Source organism: Streptomyces sp. NPDC045956 (assembly GCF_056430705.1).
The window spans coordinates 78,722-95,695 of record NZ_JBWKKZ010000001.1 but is presented as its reverse complement, the minus strand read 5'-3'; the positions used below and the strand labels follow the sequence as shown (position 1 = coordinate 95,695).

At 72.1% G+C, this 16,974-nt stretch carries 16 protein-coding genes; 2 read left to right on the top strand and 14 right to left on the bottom strand.

Annotated elements, in window-relative coordinates; genetic code table 11:
* The 5 genes from AC07FV_RS00365 to AC07FV_RS00345 form a co-directional block, all read right to left on the bottom strand.
* Window positions 1–846, bottom strand: a complete 846-nt coding sequence (locus AC07FV_RS00365) for a carbohydrate ABC transporter permease (RefSeq protein WP_479083595.1) — start codon at window positions 844–846, stop codon at window positions 1–3.
* Window positions 843–1,757, bottom strand: coding sequence for a carbohydrate ABC transporter permease (locus tag AC07FV_RS00360; RefSeq protein WP_479083593.1), 915 nt, complete (start codon window positions 1,755–1,757; stop codon window positions 843–845). Before AC07FV_RS00360 ends, AC07FV_RS00365 begins: the two co-directional genes overlap by 4 nt.
* Window positions 1,758–1,804: 47 nt before the next feature.
* A complete protein-coding gene (locus AC07FV_RS00355; protein WP_479083591.1) occupies window positions 1,805–3,103 on the bottom strand; it encodes an extracellular solute-binding protein in 1,299 nt (432 codons plus the stop codon).
* A 187-nt stretch (window positions 3,104–3,290) separates the two neighbouring features.
* Complete coding sequence (locus AC07FV_RS00350) at window positions 3,291–3,584, bottom strand: DUF3039 domain-containing protein (protein ID WP_162492103.1); 294 nt, start codon at window positions 3,582–3,584, stop codon at window positions 3,291–3,293.
* Window positions 3,585–3,676: 92 nt separating this feature from the next.
* Entirely contained in the window at window positions 3,677–4,249 is a 573-nt protein-coding gene (locus AC07FV_RS00345; protein WP_479083589.1) for a YqgE/AlgH family protein, read from the bottom strand.
* 235 nt (window positions 4,250–4,484) lie between these two features.
* On the opposite strand from AC07FV_RS00345, the gene murA reads away from it, so the two are divergent.
* Window positions 4,485–5,831: a UDP-N-acetylglucosamine 1-carboxyvinyltransferase gene (gene murA, locus AC07FV_RS00340; protein ID WP_053131822.1), complete on the top strand. Its 1,347-nt coding sequence runs from the start codon at window positions 4,485–4,487 to the stop codon at window positions 5,829–5,831.
* Window positions 5,832–6,020: 189 nt separating this feature from the next.
* Here murA and AC07FV_RS00335 read toward each other — a convergent pair whose 3' ends face one another.
* The 6 genes from AC07FV_RS00335 to AC07FV_RS00310 form a co-directional block, all read right to left on the bottom strand.
* Window positions 6,021–6,302, bottom strand: coding sequence for an HU family DNA-binding protein (locus AC07FV_RS00335; protein ID WP_003990598.1), 282 nt, complete (start codon window positions 6,300–6,302; stop codon window positions 6,021–6,023).
* A gap of 352 nt (window positions 6,303–6,654) precedes the next feature.
* Window positions 6,655–8,070 (bottom strand): NAD-dependent malic enzyme, encoded by a 1,416-nt coding sequence (locus AC07FV_RS00330; protein ID WP_479083587.1) that lies wholly within the window; start codon window positions 8,068–8,070, stop codon window positions 6,655–6,657.
* A 455-nt stretch (window positions 8,071–8,525) separates the two neighbouring features.
* Window positions 8,526–10,853, bottom strand: coding sequence for a HelD family protein (locus AC07FV_RS00325; RefSeq protein WP_479083585.1), 2,328 nt, complete (start codon window positions 10,851–10,853; stop codon window positions 8,526–8,528).
* Window positions 10,854–10,935: 82 nt separating this feature from the next.
* Window positions 10,936–11,715: a zf-HC2 domain-containing protein gene (locus AC07FV_RS00320; RefSeq protein WP_479083583.1), complete on the bottom strand. Its 780-nt coding sequence runs from the start codon at window positions 11,713–11,715 to the stop codon at window positions 10,936–10,938.
* 71 nt (window positions 11,716–11,786) lie between these two features.
* Window positions 11,787–12,311: a sigma-70 family RNA polymerase sigma factor gene (locus tag AC07FV_RS00315; protein ID WP_007450155.1), complete on the bottom strand. Its 525-nt coding sequence runs from the start codon at window positions 12,309–12,311 to the stop codon at window positions 11,787–11,789.
* Between the two features lie 184 nt (window positions 12,312–12,495).
* A complete protein-coding gene (locus AC07FV_RS00310) occupies window positions 12,496–13,086 on the bottom strand; it encodes a CGNR zinc finger domain-containing protein (protein ID WP_479083581.1) in 591 nt (196 codons plus the stop codon).
* Window positions 13,087–13,408: 322 nt separating this feature from the next.
* On the opposite strand from AC07FV_RS00310, the gene AC07FV_RS00305 reads away from it, so the two are divergent.
* Window positions 13,409–13,612 carry a hypothetical protein gene (locus tag AC07FV_RS00305; RefSeq protein ID WP_479083580.1) on the top strand — a complete coding sequence of 68 codons (204 nt, stop codon included), beginning with the start codon at window positions 13,409–13,411 and terminating at the stop codon, window positions 13,610–13,612.
* 41 nt (window positions 13,613–13,653) lie between these two features.
* On the opposite strand, the gene AC07FV_RS00300 is transcribed toward AC07FV_RS00305, so the two are convergent.
* The 3 genes from AC07FV_RS00300 to AC07FV_RS00290 form a co-directional block, all read right to left on the bottom strand.
* Window positions 13,654–14,805, bottom strand: a complete 1,152-nt coding sequence (locus tag AC07FV_RS00300) for a uroporphyrinogen-III synthase (protein WP_479083579.1) — start codon at window positions 14,803–14,805, stop codon at window positions 13,654–13,656.
* Window positions 14,806–14,909: 104 nt separating this feature from the next.
* Entirely contained in the window at window positions 14,910–16,271 is a 1,362-nt protein-coding gene (locus AC07FV_RS00295) for a nitrate/nitrite transporter (RefSeq protein ID WP_356612157.1), read from the bottom strand.
* 220 nt (window positions 16,272–16,491) lie between these two features.
* On the bottom strand, window positions 16,492–16,953 hold the full coding sequence (locus AC07FV_RS00290; protein WP_479083577.1) for a hypothetical protein: 462 nt from the start codon (window positions 16,951–16,953) through the stop codon (window positions 16,492–16,494).
* Window positions 16,954–16,974: the final 21 nt, after the last annotated feature.

The window sequence follows — 16,974 nt, the reverse complement described above, 5'->3', positions numbered from 1 at the left end:
TCAGTCCTTCACCGCTCCGCCGAGGCCGGAGACGAGTCGTCGTTGCACGAGTACGAAGAAGACCAGCACCGGAATCGTCATCACGGTGGAGGCGGCCATCACCCCGCCCCAGTCGGGGTCGTCCGGCTTGTAGAAGACCAGCAGCGCCATCGGCAGCGTCGACTGGGAGGTGTCGCTGATGATGAACGACTTGGCGAACAGGAAGTCGTTCCAGGTCGAGATGAAGGAGAAGACGCTGGTGGCCACGAGCCCCGGGAAGACCAGGGGGAAGAGGATCTGCCACAGGAAGCGCGCCCGGCTCGCCCCGTCGATGCAGGCGGCCTCCTCCAGGGCCTCGGGGACGGCTTTGACGAAGCCCCTCAGCATCCAGATCGCGAACGGCAGCGAGAAGGCGATGTGGGGCAGGATCAGCGACCCGAGCGTGTTCAGCTGCCCGAAGTCCCGCATGAGGAAGAACAGCGGGATGGTGAGCGCCTCCACGGGCACCATCTGCGCCACCAGGAACATGATCAGCAGGGTGGTCCGGAAACGGAACCGGAAACGCGTCACCGCCGTCGCCGCGAGGAACGCGATCAGCGCCGAGGCGATCACGACGGTGCCCGCCACGAGGAGGCTGTTGAGGAAGTAGCGGCCGAACTCCTGCTGGCCGAAGACCCGCCGGAAGGAGTCCAGCGAGGGCTCCAGGGTCCACGGCCGCGGTGCGTCCGACTCGATCTCCCCGGCCGGCTTGAAGGCGCTCAGCACCATCCAGTACAGCGGGAAGGCCACCACGACCGCGATCAGCAGGGCCGAGGCCTCGGCCGCCAGCCGCCACGGACGGCGCACACGCGCGCGCACGAGATTCACAGCTCCTCCCCCTGGCGGCGCAGCAACCGCAGGTAGACCAGTGTCACGGCGAGCAGGATCAGCAGCATGACGACGCCGATCGCGGAGCCGAGGCTGTACTCCGAGGACGCGAACGCCTTCTGGTAGGCGTAGACGTTGAGGACGAGGTTCTGGCCGGCGATGCCGCCGCCGTTCGTCATGACGTAGATCTGGGTGAAGACCTTGAAGTCCCAGATGACCGACTGGATGGTGACGACCACCAGGATCGGCCGGAGCATCGGGGCGAGGACCGAGCGCCAGATGCGCCACTGCGAGGCGCCGTCCAGGGCGGCGGCCTCCAGCACCTCGGCGGGGACGGCCCGGATACCGGCGTAGACGGTGACCATGACGAACGGGAAGGAGCACCAGACCACTTCGAGCAGGACCAGGGCGAAGGCGCTGAAGCGTCCGTACGTCCACGAGTGGTCGCCGAGTCCCAGCATCCGGTTGACCGGCCCGAAGTCCGGGTCGAAGAGCAGCAGCCACACCGTCGACCCGGTGACCGCGGGGGTCGCCCAGGCGCCGAGGGCGGCGAGCATCAGCGCGAGCCGCGGCAGGGCGCGCACCCGGGTGAGCAGCACGGCGAGGGCGCACCCGACGGCCAGCGTGGAGACCACGCAGGCCGCGGCGAACACGACGGTGGCGAGCAGGACCCGCCAGAACTCGCCGTCCCCGAACAGCTCGGCGTAGTTCCCGAACCCCTGGAAGGTGGTCGGCTCCCCACCGGAGACCTGGGCCTGCGTGTACTCCAGGAAGGAGATCAGCCCGAGCTGGTAGACGGGGTAGACGAGCAGGCCGCCGAGGACGACGAGAGCGGGCGCGAGATAGATCCAGGGGGTAAGTGCAGCGCCCCCGAGGGGGCGCGGGGAACGGCGCGACAAGCCACGACGCACCCGCGGCCGCGAACGCACCGCACCCCCCGAGCCACTGGGCACCCCCGTCACCCGGCGGAGCCGAACGCGTCGTCCATCTTGCGCGCCGCGTCCCCGGTGGCGGCGGCCACGTCCTTCTTGCCGCTGACCACCTCCTGGAACAGGGTCGGCAGCACCAGCGAGGAGTCGATCGTCGCCCAGGCCGCCGAGGCCGGCACGAACTTCGTGCCCGCGGCGAGGGTGTCGACGAACGGCTTCACGAACGGTTCCTCGGCCGCCACCTGCTGCCGCACGTCCGTGTAGGTCGGCAGGAAGCCCATCGCGTCGAACAGCTCGCCCTGCGCCTGCTTGGACGCGAGCCGCTTCATCAGGTCGACGGCGAGGGTGCGGTGGGAGGTGCTCTTGAGGACGCCGAGGTTGTTGCCGCCGGCGAAGGCCGGTGCGATCGAGCCGGGTTCGACCCCGGGCAGCGGCACGACCGCGTACTTGCCCTTCACCTTCCCGGCCTCCACGGCCTGGTGGCTGAAGTCGCCACCGATCGCCATGGCCGCCTTGCCCGAGGCGAAGGCGGTGACGGTGTCGTTGCCGCCCATGCCGGCGCACTTGGCGGCGGGGCAGTTGTCGTCGCCGAAGAGGGAGGTGTACGCCTCGACGCCCTTCCGGGCGGCGGCGCTGTCGAGGGCCGAGGCGTACGAACCGCCCTTGCCGGTCGCGAGTTCGCCGCCGTGGGCCCAGAGGAAGGGCATCGCGCCGTAGGTGTAGGCGCCGCCGACCGCGATGCCGTAGAGGTCGGGCTTCGCGGCCCGGACCCGCTTCGCGGTGGACGCCAGTTCCTCCAGCGACCTGGGGGCTTCGAGGCCGAGTTCGTCGAAGACGTCGGTGCGGTAGTACAGGGCGCGGACGCCGACGAAGTACGGGGCGCCGTAGACCTTGCCGTCGACGGTGACCGACTGCCGGGCGGTGGGGTCGGTGTCCTTGGCCTCGCCCCAGGCGCCGAACTCCTCGGTGACGTCCGCGAGTCCGCCGTCCTTCACGTAGCCGGCGGTGTCCGTGTTGCCGTACTCGATGACGTCGGGGGCGCTGTCGGGGTCGTTGAAGGCGGCCTTGATGCGCTGGGCGCGGGTCTCGACGGGGATGTACTCGACATCGACCTCCGTTCCCTCGTGCGCCTTCTCGAAGTCGGCGAGGACCGCGTCGACGACCTTCTGCTTGGGTTTGGTGTCGACCTCCTGGAAGAGCCAGACCCGGAGCGTGCCGCTCTTCTCGTCCTTGCCGGAGGAGGAGTTGTCGGAGGTCTGGGGGGCGCAGGCGGTCGCGGTGACGGCGACCGCGGCCAGCAGGACGGCCAGGCGGGGGGCGAGCTTCATGGAGTGTTCCTCCGGACGTGCGTTGCAACATATGCAATGACGGTTTCGCTCTGCACAACACCCCGGAGGTTATGGAGTACAGGAACGTGTCCACAAGAGGTCTCCACCACTTCGTGACACGCGAAGGCCCCCGGAGTGCGCGCGGGCACACTCCGGGGGCCTTCGGGACGCCGGGCCGGGAGGTCTGCTACTTCTTGTCGCCGCCCTTGCCGCCCTTGCCCTCGTCCCCGCCGCCGCTCATGGACTCGTAGATCTCCTTGCACATGGGACAGACCGGGTACTTCTTCGGGTCGCGCCCCGGTACCCAGACCTTGCCGCACAGCGCCACGACGGGGGTGCCGTCGAGGGCGCTCGCCATGATCTTGTCCTTCTGGACGTAATGGGCGAAGCGCTCGTGGTCACCGTCGCCGTGGGACACCTGCGGCGTCGGCTCTACGAGGGTCCCCGTACCAGTCCCGCGCTCGGGCTCGAGAGTGCTCATGACTGCCAGGGTACTGAAAGCCGGGGTCCCGTAGCCCACACGGACCCGCACGGACCGGCCGGGACAGCGGGGCGCGGACCGGCGGGGCCGGATCAGTTGAGCGAGGGGTCGTCCGGGTAGGTCGCCACCATCGCCAGGTCGCCCCGCTGACGGCGCAGGACCTCCCGCCACAGCCGCTCCGGCACCGGACACGACACGTCGCCGGGCTCCGACTCGACCACGTACCAGGCGCCCTCCTCCAGCTCGTCCTCCAGCTGCCCGGGGCCCCAGCCCGCGTACCCGGCGAAGATCCGCAGCGCGCCCACGGCCGGCGCCAGCAGCTCCGGCGGCGCCTCCAGGTCCACCAGGCCGATCGCGCCGTGCACCCGCCGCCAGCCCAGCGGCGCCCGCTCGCCGGTCGCCCCGCCCGGGACGACGGCGACGCCCAGCGCCGAGTCGAGCGACACCGGGCCGCCCTGGAAGACCACGCCGGGTTCGCCGGCGAGATCGGCCCAGCCCTCCAGGATGTCGCCCACGTCGACGGGTGTGGGCCGGTTGAGGACGACACCGAGGGAGCCCTCCTCGTCGTGGTCGAGGAGGAGCACCACCGCACGCTCGAAGTTCGGGTCCGCAAGGGCGGGCGTTGCCACGAGCAGCCGCCCCGTGAGCGAGGACACCTCGGTCATGCCAGACATGATCCCGCATGTTCCCCTCCCGTGGGGAGGCAATCGGAGGCACGGGGGTGAACACGCACCCCGCGCGCGCCCCTCGGCCGTGACCCCCCGTGTGCGCGGGGGGACACCGCGTGTTGTGACAAATCCATGACGTCGGTCGACCGTGCGCGGACTTACTCGGCGGGGGTACAAGGCGATTACCCTTTCCCTTCTGGCCCCTGCCCGAACCCCACGGAACGCGAGATTCATGACCGTCAACGGCGCTGATGACGTACTGCTTGTCCACGGCGGAACCCCGCTCGAGGGCGAGATCCGGGTCCGCGGTGCGAAGAACCTCGTGCCGAAGGCGATGGTGGCCGCCCTGCTGGGCAGCGCGCCGAGCCGGCTGCGCAACGTGCCGGACATCCGCGACGTGCGGGTCGTACGCGGACTGCTGCAACTGCACGGGGTGACCGTCCGTCCCGGTGAGGAGCCCGGCGAGCTGGTGCTCGACCCCTCGCACGTGGAGAGCGCGAACGTCGCCGACATCGATGCCCACGCGGGCTCGTCGCGCATCCCGATCCTGTTCTGCGGCCCGCTGCTGCACCGCCTCGGGCACGCCTTCATCCCCGGCCTCGGCGGCTGCGACATCGGCGGCCGGCCCATCGACTTCCACTTCGAGGTGCTGCGGCAGTTCGGCGCGAAGATCGAGAAGCGCGCGGACGGCCAGTACCTGGAGGCCCCGCAGCGGCTGCGCGGCACGAAGATCCGGCTGCCGTACCCGTCCGTCGGCGCCACCGAGCAGGTGCTGCTGACGGCCGTGCTGGCCGAGGGCGTCACGGAGCTGTCCAACGCCGCCGTGGAGCCGGAGATCGAGGACCTGATCTGCGTCCTGCAGAAAATGGGCGCGATCATCGCGATGGACACCGACCGCACCATCCGCATCACCGGTGTGGACGAGCTGGGCGGCTACACCCACCGCGCCCTCTCGGACCGCCTGGAGGCCGCCTCCTGGGCCTCCGCGGCGCTGGCGACCGAGGGCAACGTCTACGTGCGCGGCGCCCAGCAGCGCTCGATGATGACGTTCCTCAACACCTACCGGAAGGTGGGCGGCGCCTTCGAGATCGACGACGAGGGCATCCGCTTCTGGCACCCGGGCGGCCGGCTGAAGTCCATCGCCCTGGAGACGGACGTGCACCCCGGCTTCCAGACGGACTGGCAGCAGCCCCTGGTGGTCGCCCTGACCCAGGCCACCGGCCTGTCCATCGTCCACGAGACGGTCTACGAGTCCCGTCTCGGCTTCACCTCCGCGCTCAACCAGATGGGCGCCCACATCCAGCTCTACCGCGAGTGCCTCGGCGGCTCCGACTGCCGCTTCGGCCAGCGCAACTTCCTGCACTCGGCGGTCGTCTCCGGACCGACCAAGCTGGAGGGCGCCGACCTGGTCATCCCCGACCTGCGCGGCGGCTTCTCGTACCTGATCGCCGCCCTCGCGGCACAGGGCACCTCCCGGGTGCACGGCATCGACCTGATCAACCGGGGCTACGAGAACTTCATGGACAAGCTCATGGAGCTGGGAGCCAAGGTGGAACTGCCGGGCAAGGCGCTCGGCTAGACGGCGCACGGCCCAACGCCGATGGGGCGGTCACCCGGACTCGGGTGACCGCCCCATCGGCGTTGCGTCGAGCGCCCCTGGAAGGGGCGCGGGGAACTGCGCGACCAGCCGTGCACGGCCCGCGGCCGCGAGACGACCCGCACACCGTGCGAACGGCCCGCGCAGAACCCGGCGCTCGAAGCGGAGCGCTTACTTACCCTTGGCGGCTTCCTTGAGCTTGGAGCCCGCGGAGACCTTGACGCTGTAGCCGGCCGGGATCTGGATCGGCTCGCCGGTCTGCGGGTTGCGGGCGGTGCGAGCGGCACGGTGCGTGCGCTCGAAGGTCAGGAAGCCGGGGATGGTGACCTTCTCGTCGCCCTTGGAGACGATGTCGCCGACGACGTCGGCGAACGCGGCCAGCACGGCGTCGGCGTCCTTGCGGGTCACCTCGGCGCGGTCGGCCAGCGCGGCCACCAGCTCACTGCGGTTCATGTTGTTACTCCCGTGTTCTTCTTGCCGTTGAGGCGTGCCACGCGGCGGAGCCGCATGTTGGGCACAGCGATGCCGATGCTGCCAGGGGCCTCGGACACTCCCCGGACCCGGGTCGGTCGTCAGACCCTCGCGCCCAGGGAGGCATCCTGCCTCCACCTGCGGCGGTAAAGCCAATCCGGCACCCCCAGGAGTCGTGAGAACACCCTTGGGAGTCACACGATGAGAGGGCCTGAGCCTTGCGCCACCCTAGAGGGCGATCCGAGGCCGTCCGTTCCGCGACGCGCCGGTGGGGCGGCCCGCCGTGATGATCCTCACCACCACGCCACAGGCCGCCTGCCCGCGTCCGGGGAAACTACGCCACCACCCCGGCGGCCTTCGCCGCCTCGCGCACGGCGCCCGCGACGGCACCGGCGACCTTGTCGTTGAAGACGCTGGGGATGATGTAGTTCGGGTTGATCTCGTCCTCGGTCACCACCGACGCGAGGGCGTGCGCGGCGGCCAGCATCATCTCGGTGTTGACCGTGCGGGACTGGGCGTCCAGCAGACCGCGGAAGACGCCCGGGAAGACCAGCACGTTGTTGATCTGGTTCGGGAAGTCCGAGCGACCGGTGGCGACGACGGCCGCCGTCTGCCGGGCGATCGCCGGGTCGACCTCGGGGTCGGGGTTCGCGAGCGCGAACACGATCGCGCCGTCCGCCATGGCCGCCACGTCCTCGCCGTCCAGGACGTTCGGGGCGGAGACGCCGATGAAGACGTCCGCGCCGTGCACGGCCTCCTTCAGGGTGCCGGTGAGGCCCTCGGGGTTGGTGTTGTCGGCGATCCAGCGCAGCGCCGACTCGGGCGCGGCGTCGACCAGGTCGGCGCGACCGGAGTGCACCACGCCGTGGATGTCGGCGACGACGGCGTTCTTCACGCCCGCGGCCAGCAGCAGCTTCAGGATGGCCGTACCGGCGGCACCGGCGCCGGACATGACGACCCGGACGTTCTCGATCGGCTTGTCGACGACGCGCAGGGCGTTGGTCAGGGCCGCGAGGACGACGATCGCGGTGCCGTGCTGGTCGTCGTGGAAGACCGGGATGTCCAGGGCCTCGCGCAGCCGGGCCTCGATCTCGAAGCAGCGGGGGGCGGAGATGTCCTCCAGGTTGATGCCGGCGAAGCCCGGGGCGATGGCCTTGACGATCTCGACGATCGCGTCGGTGTCCTGCGTGTCCAGGCAGAGCGGCCAGGCGTCGATGCCGGCGAAGCGCTTGAAGAGGGCCGCCTTGCCCTCCATCACGGGCAGCGCGGCCTTGGGGCCGATGTTGCCGAGGCCCAGCACCGCCGAACCGTCCGTCACGACCGCAACGGAGTTGCGCTTGATGGTCAGGCGGCGGGCGTCCTCGGGGTTCTCGGCGATCGCCATGCAGACGCGGGCCACGCCCGGCGTGTAGACCATGGAGAGGTCGTCGCGGTTGCGGATGGGGTGCTTCGACGCCATCTCGATCTTGCCGCCGAGATGCATCAGGAAGGTACGGTCGGAGACCTTGCCCAGGCTGACGCCCTCGATGCCCCGCAGCTGCTCCACGATCTCGTCGGCGTGGGCGGTCGAACCGGCGGCGATGGTGACGTCGATACGGAGCTTGTCGTGGCCGGAGGCCGTGACGTCGAGGCCGGTGACCGAGCCGCCGGCGGACTCCACCGCGGTGGTGAGCTGCGAGACCGCGGTCCCGCCCGCGGGCACCTCCAGTCGGACCGTCATCGAGTAGGAGACGCTGGGCGCCGTTGCCATGGCCGACTTCCTCTGCTTTCACCGTGTAGCTGCGTTGTGCGTGTAGCTGCTTCGTGCCGTCCGATCGTCGCACCTACCACCGAGTACGTGGTAGCCGCCCCGGATTGCGAACTTTGAGTTCGCGCGCCGTTCCCGCACCGAAGAGGCGACACTTTCGGAAAACGACTTCCACCATACGAGAAGTTGCGCTCGTACGGAAGAGCGAACCCGAAGCCGCGCCCGGGTCCGCGAAATAACCCCCGGGACGGGAATTGTCTTGCGGGGATCGTTTGTTACCTTGGACGTGGCACCGGCCCGATCCAAGCCCCCGGGCCCAACCTTCGTCGCTACGAGCGACCACTTGCCGCGAGGCGAGCATGGCGGGTCGGTGCCACTTGAACGGGACGAGAGGCCCGCGCCGTCGGCGCGGGCCTCTCGTGTGCTCCGGTGCGGGCCGTTCCGCCCGCATCGGCGCCTCAGTCGCGGAGCAGGTCCGGCACCCCGGCGGCGTCCGGTTCGTCCCGCTCGCCGGAGACGATCGTCAGCTGCTGGGTGGCCCGGGTCAGGGCGACGTAGAGCACGCGCAGCCCGGCGGGCGACTCGTCGGCGATCTCGGCGGGCGAGACGACGACCGTGGCGTCGTACTCCAGGCCCTTGGCCTCCAGGCTGCCGAGCGCCACCACGCGGTCGCCGAGCCCGGCCAGCCAGCGCCGGGCCTCCTCGCGGCGGTTCATCGCGACCACGACACCGACGGTGCCGTCGACGAGGTCCAGCAGCCGGGCCGCCTCCGCCCGGACCGACCGGGCGAGGGTCTCCTCCACCACCGCGAACCGCGGCTCCACGCCGGTGGAGCGCACCGCCGTCGGGGACGGGGAGCCCGGCATGGCGAGGGCGAGCACCCTGGCCGCCAGCTCGGCGATCTCCGCCGGGTTGCGGTAGTTCACGGTGAGTTCGAAACGGCGGCGCGGGCGGGTGCCGAGCGCCTCGTCACGGGCCGCCGCCGCCTCGTCGGGGTCGGACCACGAGGACTGCGCCGGGTCGCCGACCACGGTCCAGGTGGCGTGCCGGCCGCGGCGGCCCACCATCCGCCACTGCATGGGCGTGAGGTCCTGCGCCTCGTCCACGATGACGTGGGCGTACTCGGTGCGCTCCTGCGCGAGGCGCTCGGCGCGCTCCCACTGGGTCTCCTCGCGCTGCGGCATCAGCTCGTCCAGGCCGGTCAGCTGGTCCAGCGGGTCCAGCTCGCGGCGCTTGCGGGGGCGGGCCGGGGTGCCGAGCACGGCCTGGAGTTCGTCGAGCAGGGCGATGTCGTGCACCGAGTGGCCCTCGCGGCGCAGCGAGCGGGCCACCTTGCGGACCTCGCCCGGGTTGAGGATGCGCCGGGCCCAGCGGCCCAGGCGCCGCTCGTCCGCCATGGCCGCCAGCACCGCGCCGGGGGTCAGCTCCGGCCACCAGGCGTCGAGGAAGGCGATGAAGGGGTCCTCGGAGCTGACGTCCTCGTCGAAGGAGGAGCGCAGCTCGGCGGCCAGCTCGGGGTCGGAGTGCCGGGTGCCGGCGCCGGACTTCGCCCACAGCGCGTCCAGGATCAGCCGGCGGGCGCGGGGGCGCAGCAGGTTGACGGGCGCGGTGCCGCCGAGGACGGTACGGCGGATGCCGGCCAGCTCCTCGCCCTCCAGTTCGAGGCGGCGGCCGAAGGCGACGACCCGCAGCAGGGTCGGCGAGCCCTCCGGCTCCAGCGCCCCGCGGGCGGCCCTGCGCAGCACCCTGAGCATCCGCGAGGAGCCCTTGGCGCGGGCGGTGGCCGGGGAGTCGTACAGCGTGGCCTCGGCGCCGTCGACCAGCGAGCCGATGGCGCGGATCGCGACCTGCCCCTCCTCGCCGAGGGAGGGCAGCACGCCCTCGGTGTACGCCACCAGCAGCGGGGTGGGCGAGACGATCAGGATGCCGCCCGCGTACCGGCGCCGGTCCTGGTAGAGCAGGTACGCCGCCCGGTGCAGGGCGACGGCGGTCTTGCCGGTGCCGGGGCCGCCCTCGACGTAGGTCACGGAGGCGGCGGGGGCGCGGATCACCAGGTCCTGCTCGGCCTGGATGGAGGCCACGATGTCCCGCATGGAGTGGGTGCGGGCCTGACCGAGGGCTGCCATCAGAGCGCCGTCACCGACGACGGCCAGCTCCTCGCCGGCCAGGTGGGCCCGGACCTCGGGCCGCATCAGGTCGTCCTCGACGCCGAGGACGCGCCGTCCCTTGGAGCGGATCACCCGGCGGCGCACGACCCGGCCCGGGTCGACCGGCGTGGACCGGTAGAACGGGGCGGCGGCGGGCGCCCGCCAGTCGATGACCAGCGGCGCGTAGTCCTCGTCCAGGACGCCGATGCGGCCGATGTGCAGGGTCTCGGCGATGTCGGCGGTGCCGTCGGGCCGCAGGGCGCCCTCGGCGGGCTCCACCGCCGTGTAGGCGCCGTCCGGGCCCTTCTTGCCGTCCTTGCCGAGGAGCAGGTCGATCCGGCCGAAGAGGAAGTCCTCGAACTCGTTGTTCAGACGGCTGAGGTGGATGCCGGCCCGGAAGACCTGTGCGTCGCGCTCGGCCAGTGCGCCGGGCGTGCCGACGTGGCCGCGCTGGGCGGCGTCGTGCATGAGGAACTCGGCCTCGTGGATCTTCTCCTCGAGCCGGCGGTACACCCGGTCCAGGTGTGCCTGCTCCACGCTGATCTCTCGGTCCCGTACGGAGTCCTCCCGTGCGGACTTCTCCCGTGCGGAGTCGTGCGCCGAGTCGACCGCTGAGTCCTGTTGCGCCTGTGCGGCCACCGGGCCCCCTTCTGACGTGCTGGGCAGCCGTCAAAGGTACGCGAAGGGGGCGCCGGAAGCCACGCCACGCCGGGTGCCCGCGCTACGCGTCCACCTCCACCAGTCGCTCGCCGTCGAAGGTCATGACCTCGAAGTGGTCGATCTGGTTGGGTTCGAAGGCGGCGCCGCCGTGCACGTAGAGCGGCTTCCTGGCCTTCTCGGTGGTGGCGCCCGCGATGCCGTAGCCCCAGTCCGGGACGGTCCAGGAGCTGAGCGTCTCGCGTTCGCCGTTCTTGCCGACGGCGATCAGGGAGCACTTCTGGGGGCCCTTGACGTTCTTCAGTTCCAGGACCGCCTCGGTGCCCCAGGCCTTCTTCTCCAGCGCCACGGTCGCGCTGACCTCGGTGGCCGGGTCGGTCGCGGTGACCCGGTCGGGCATGGCGGCGAAGGCGGACTCGGCGGGTCCCGCGGTCGTCCGCGCCGCCTCGGTCTTCCGGCCGCCACCGCCGTCGTCGCCGCCTCCGGTGGTCGCCACGGCGGCGAACGGGCCGCCGATGATCAGTGCGGCCGCGGTGCCCACCAGGTAGAAGTTGCGGCGGCGTTTGCCCGCCCGGCGCTCGGCGACCTCGTCGACGAGCTTCTCCGCCAGCCGCGGGCCCGGCTTCGCCGTCAGCGACTCGGCGATCGCGGGTGTGCCGGTGCCGGGGAGGTCCGCGAGCGCGGCCATCATCGGCTCCATGCCGGCCAGCTCGTCGAGCTGCTGGGCGCACCACTCGCAGCCGGCGAGGTGGGCCTCGAAGGCGGTGGCCTCCGCGTCGTCGAGGATGCCGAGGGCGTAGGCGCCGACGGTCTCGTGCTCGTTCGGCGCCGGTGATCCCTGCATGGGGACAGAATTACCCGTATCACCCGGGCCGAATCCCCCGCCGAATCCCTGGACGCCCCCGTACCCGCTCATCACGCCGTCACCCCCCGCTCCTCCAGTGCCAGCTTCATCGAACGCAGGGCGTAGAACACCCGGGAGCGAACGGTGCCGCTGGGTATGCCCAGTGTCTGCGCCGCCTCGTTGACGGTACGCCCCTTGAAGTACGTCTCGACGAGGACCTCTCGGTGAGCCGGGGTCAGGTCGTCGAGCGCGTCCGACAGCGTCATCAGCCACAGCGCCTTGTCGATCTCGTCCTCCGCGGGGATGACCTCCAGCGGCGACGGATCGACCTCCTGCGGCCGGGCCTGCCGGCTGCGGTGGCCGTCGATGACGATGCGCCGGGCGACCGTCACCAGCCAGGGGCGTACCGATCCGGTCGCACGGTTGAGCTGACCGGCGTTCTTCCAGGCACGGATGAGCGTCTCCTGGACGACGTCCTCGGCGCGCTGCCGGTCCCCCGCGACCAGCCGCAGCACGTACGCCAGCAAGGGGCCCGCGTGCTCCCGGTAGAGGGCGCGCATCAGCTCCTCGTCCGGTTCCGAGGACGACTGGGACATGCGATGTCGGGCCCTCGCACCACGTTCACCGGCCACGACGGAATCCTTGCGCACGCCCACCTCCGATGTCCGGGGGTTCCCCCAGTCGGTCGCTCGCCCATCCGGTACGTGCGCGAAGTGCGGGGCGTTCAAAGCGCGTCGACAGTTTTCTTAGGGACGTGGGACGAAGGGGGCGCGGGGGGAGTTACCGGGCGAGGGCGGCGCGTCTGCGGTGCCGGGCGACGCGTTCGCGGTTGCCGCAGATCTCGCTGGAGCACCAGCGCCTGCGCCGGCCCCGGGAGGTGTCCACGTAGACGATCGGGCAGTTGTCGCCCTCGCACTGCCTCAGGCTCGCCCGTGCGACGGGGTCGGTGAGCAGTTCCACCGCGTCCCGGGCGAGGGCGCCGAGCAGGGCGGCGCACTCCGGCGGCCCGGTCAGCTCCCGTACCAGCGCGCCGTCCTCGCCGTGGACCGCGCACGGGGCGGGGGGCGCCGCGGTGGCGAGGGCGTTGACGCGGTCGAGCGCGAGGTCGTACGGGTGGGTCCGGGGCGCCGGCCGGCCGCGCACCAGTCGCCTGGTCTCGCGGCGCAGTTCGCGGAAGGCGGTCAGCCAGGAGGGGTCGGCGTGGGTCAACGGGGTGCCGGGCGGGACGAGTCCGGAGCCGGTGATCCAGGCGCGCAGCACCTCGACGGAGTCCAGCCGCTCCACGGGGTGGGTGGTGGCGATGAGGTCCAGGCAGATCCGCCCGGTGTCGAACCGCAGCTCGTACGGGTCGGTGGCCGTACCCAGTGCCATGTTCCTGTCACCGCCTAGGGGTTGCCCGGTGGGGCGGGCCGGAGAGGGGAGCAGGTGGTGCGCTCCCTCTACAGTGCCTGCCCGCTCCCGCGCCCGGAACCCCCCGCACCGCCCTGCCGTCGGCGGGGCCGGCACACCGGCCGGGCGCGGGGCGGGCCGACGCTCCCTCCGGCCGCGACTCGGGGCGCTGCCCGCGGCCTGTACCGTGCGCCGGGCGCTCGGGGCCGATCCGGCCGGGCCGTCCCCGAAGTCCCCGGCGCTCCCCCCACGTACGCCCTTCCGCGGGGAGAACCCCACGCATGCCCCGCCCTGTCGGCCGACGTTGACGGCCGCGCCGTCCGGCCCTGCTCGCCCTCGGCCGAGCGGCGCCCTCGCCCTCACGGCCAGTGCGGAGGAGGCCCGCTACGCCGCCGCGAGGCGGGACGTGGTCACCGGCGAGTTCCGGGGCCAGGCGCTCGCCGTGCCGGACCCGCAGGGCAGGCCGCGGGTGACCGCCGTCGAGTACCGCGTGGTCGGCTCCCGGTGAGGGGCGTGCCCCGCGCGGACGCCACCCGCGCGGGGCACGCCTCACCCGTCCGTGTACTTGGCGTCGGTGGCCGGGTCCAGGGCGAGGCGGTAGCCGCGCTTGACCACCGTCTGGATCAGCTTCGGGGTGCCGAGGGCGGTACGCAGGCGGGCCATCGCCGTCTCGACGGCGTGTTCGTCGCGGCCGGTGCCCGGCAGGGCGCGCAGCAGGTCCGCGCGGGGCACGACCCAGCCGGGCCGCCGGGACAGCGCCCGCAGCAGGGACATGCCGGCGGGCGGCACGGCCCGCAGCTCCCCGTCGACGAGCACCGCGTGGCCGCGGATCTCCAGCCGGTGCCCGGCGACCGGCAGGGCCCGGGCGCGGCCCGGCAGTTCCTGGCAGAGCAGCTGCACGAGGGGGCCGAGCCGGAAGCGCTCGGGCTGGACCGTCTCCACGCCGTGCCCCTGGAGCGGCACCGCGGTGACCGGTCCCACGCAGGCGGGCAGCACGTCGTGGCCGAGCGCGGCGAGCAGCTCGGGCAGCAGGCCGCGCTCCTCGGCGCGGGACAGGAGGGAGGCCGCGGCGGGCGCGCTGGTGAAGGTCACGGCGTCCACGCCCCGCGAGACGGCCGCGTCCAGCAGCCGGTCGACCGGGCCGAGGTCCTCCGGCGGCAGCCACCGGTACACGGGTACCCCGACGACCTCGGCACCGCCCGCCCGCAGCGACTCCACGAACCCCGGCAGCGGCTCACCGTGCAGCTGGACCGCGATCCGGCGTCCGTCGACGCCCTGCTCCAGCAGCCGGTCCAGCACCTCGGCCATGGACTCCGAGGCCGGCGACCACTCCTCCGTGAGGCCGGCGGCCCGGACCGCGCCCTTGACCTTGGGCCCCCGGGCGAGCAGTTCCACGGAGCGCAGCCGCTCCAGCAGGGCGTCCCCGAGCCCCCAGCCGTCGGCGGCCTCGACCCAGCCGCGGAAGCCGATGGCCGTGGTGGCGACGACGACGTCCGGCGCCTGGTCGATGAGCTGCTTGGTCGCGGCCAGCAGCTCGCTGTCGTCGGCGAGCGGCACGATCCGGAGCGCCGGGGCGTGCAGGACGGCCGCGCCGCGGCGCTGGAGCAGCGCGCCCAGTTCGTCGGCCCGGCGGGCGGCGGTCACGCCGACGGTGAATCCGGCGAGGGGGCCGTGGTCGGATCGCTGTCGTTCGTCGTCCATCACTCTCGTCCCGATCGTCCCGGTCGTCGTGCTGCGTGCACGGCGACCGAGCCTGTCAACGGTGCGTGACAGGCTCGGTTCCGCTTCATGTCACCAGTGTTACGTCATACCTCGGCGTAGCTGAGCCGGGCCTTCGGCTCGGCCGGGTGCGACGGGCCGTCCGGCGCCGGCGGGGCCGGACGGCGAAGGTATACCGCCCAGGTGACGGCGAAGCAGACGGCGTAGTAGGCGAGGAAGGCGACGAAGGCGCCGGTGCCCGAGCCGAGGGAGAGGAAGGACTGCCGGAAGGCGAGGTTGATGGCGACGCCGCCGAGCGCGCCGACCGCGCCGATCAGGCCCATGGAGGCGCCGGACAGCCGCCGCCCGTGCGCCACGGCCTCCTCACCGGTCAGCCCCCGGGCCAGCGCCTTGTTCTGGAAGATGCCGGGGATCATCTTGAACGTGGACCCGTTGCCGAGCCCGCTGAGCACGAACAGGACGACGAAGACGGCCACGAACAGCCCGAGCGACCCGGCCATGCTGGCCGCGACGAGTACGGCGGTGGCGGCGGCCATGGCGACGAAGTTCCACAGCGTGATCCGCGCGCCGCCGTACCGGTCGGCGAGCCTGCCGCCCAGCGGCCGGATCAGCGAGCCGAGCAGCGGGCCGATGAAGGTGAGGTACGCCGCTTGCAGCGGGGTGCGTCCGAACTGGGTCTGGAGCACCTGCCCGAAGGCGAAGCTGTAGCCGATGAACGAGCCGAACGTGCCGATGTACAGCACCGCCATGATCCAGGTGTGGGCGTCCCGGGCGGCGTCCTTGGCGGCCCCGGTGTCGTTCTTCACGGAGGCGAGGTTGTCCATGAAGCAGGCGGCGAGGACGGCGGCGACCAGGATCAGCGGGATGTAGATGCCGAGCAGGACCCGCGGACCGCCGCTCGCCCCGATGATCGCGAGGGCGGCCAGCTGGATGACCGGCACGCCGATGTTCCCGCCCCCGGCGTTGAGGCCGAGCGCCCAGCCCTTCTTCCGGAGCGGGAAGAAGGCGTTGATGTTGGTCATGGAGGAGGCGAAGTTGCCGCCGCCGACGCCCGCGAGCAGGCCCACCAGGAGGAAGGTCGAGTACGACGTCCCGGGCTCCATGACCAGGAAGGCGGCGATCGTCGGCACGAGCAGCAGCCCGGCCGAGATGATCGTCCAGTTCCGCCCGCCGAAGACCGCGACCGCGAAGGTGTACGGCACCCGGACGACGGCCCCGACCAGCGTCACCACCGACGTCAGCAGGAACTTGTCGGCCGGCGTCAGCCCGTACTCCGGGCCCATGAAGAGCACCAGCACGGACCACAGCGTCCAGACCGAGAACCCGATGTGCTCGGAGAGGACGGAGAAGAAGAGGTTCCGCCGGGCGACGCGCTCCCCCGTCTCCTTCCAGAAGGTCTCGTCCTCCGGATCCCAGTGCTGGATCCAGCGGCCGCCAGGGACTGTCATGACGCCTCCACGGTGCTCCGTAGCTCGGTTGCACCGACGGTAGGCAGCACGCGTTTCGGGCCTGTGGGGCTGTGGATGACCGCGAGGGAACGTTGCTCTCACCCGGCACCGGCGGACGGTGAGAGGTCGCCGGCGCGGCGCGGGCCCGGCCTCCTCGCCGGGGCACCTGGCCACGGTGGACACCGGGGCGCCGGCCGTCGTTCAGCCGGCTGACGGCGTGCTACCCGCCCGATGTGACGCGCCGCACCTCGTAGCCGTACGCCTTGTCGGCGTCGGTGGCGAAGTACAGCACCGGGCGGTCACCCGTCTCCGCGACCTGGAGGAGCGCGGATTCGCCGTCGTCCGGGAACGACCCGCCGGCGTGGAGGCCCAGCTCGACGGTGCCGCTCTCACCATCGCCGCCGTCGAGCTCCCAGCTGCCCGCGCCGGAGAGCCTTCCGTCACCCGGCGGGGGGTCGGAGAAGCTGAACACGACGGCGCCGCGGGGAATGCCCCACATCTCGAAGCGTCCGTCGGCCCGGGACTCCACCCTGCCCCCTCCGGCGCCCTGCCAGACACCGGTGAGCCGGGAACGGGTGAGTTCCCCTCCGTCATCGGCTCCGCCCCGCACGAGTGCGAACAGACCGCCGAGGGTGAGCAGGGAGACGGCCACGATCGCCGCGCACACACGAAGAGTTCTCACGTGGCCCACTGGCGGAGGCGC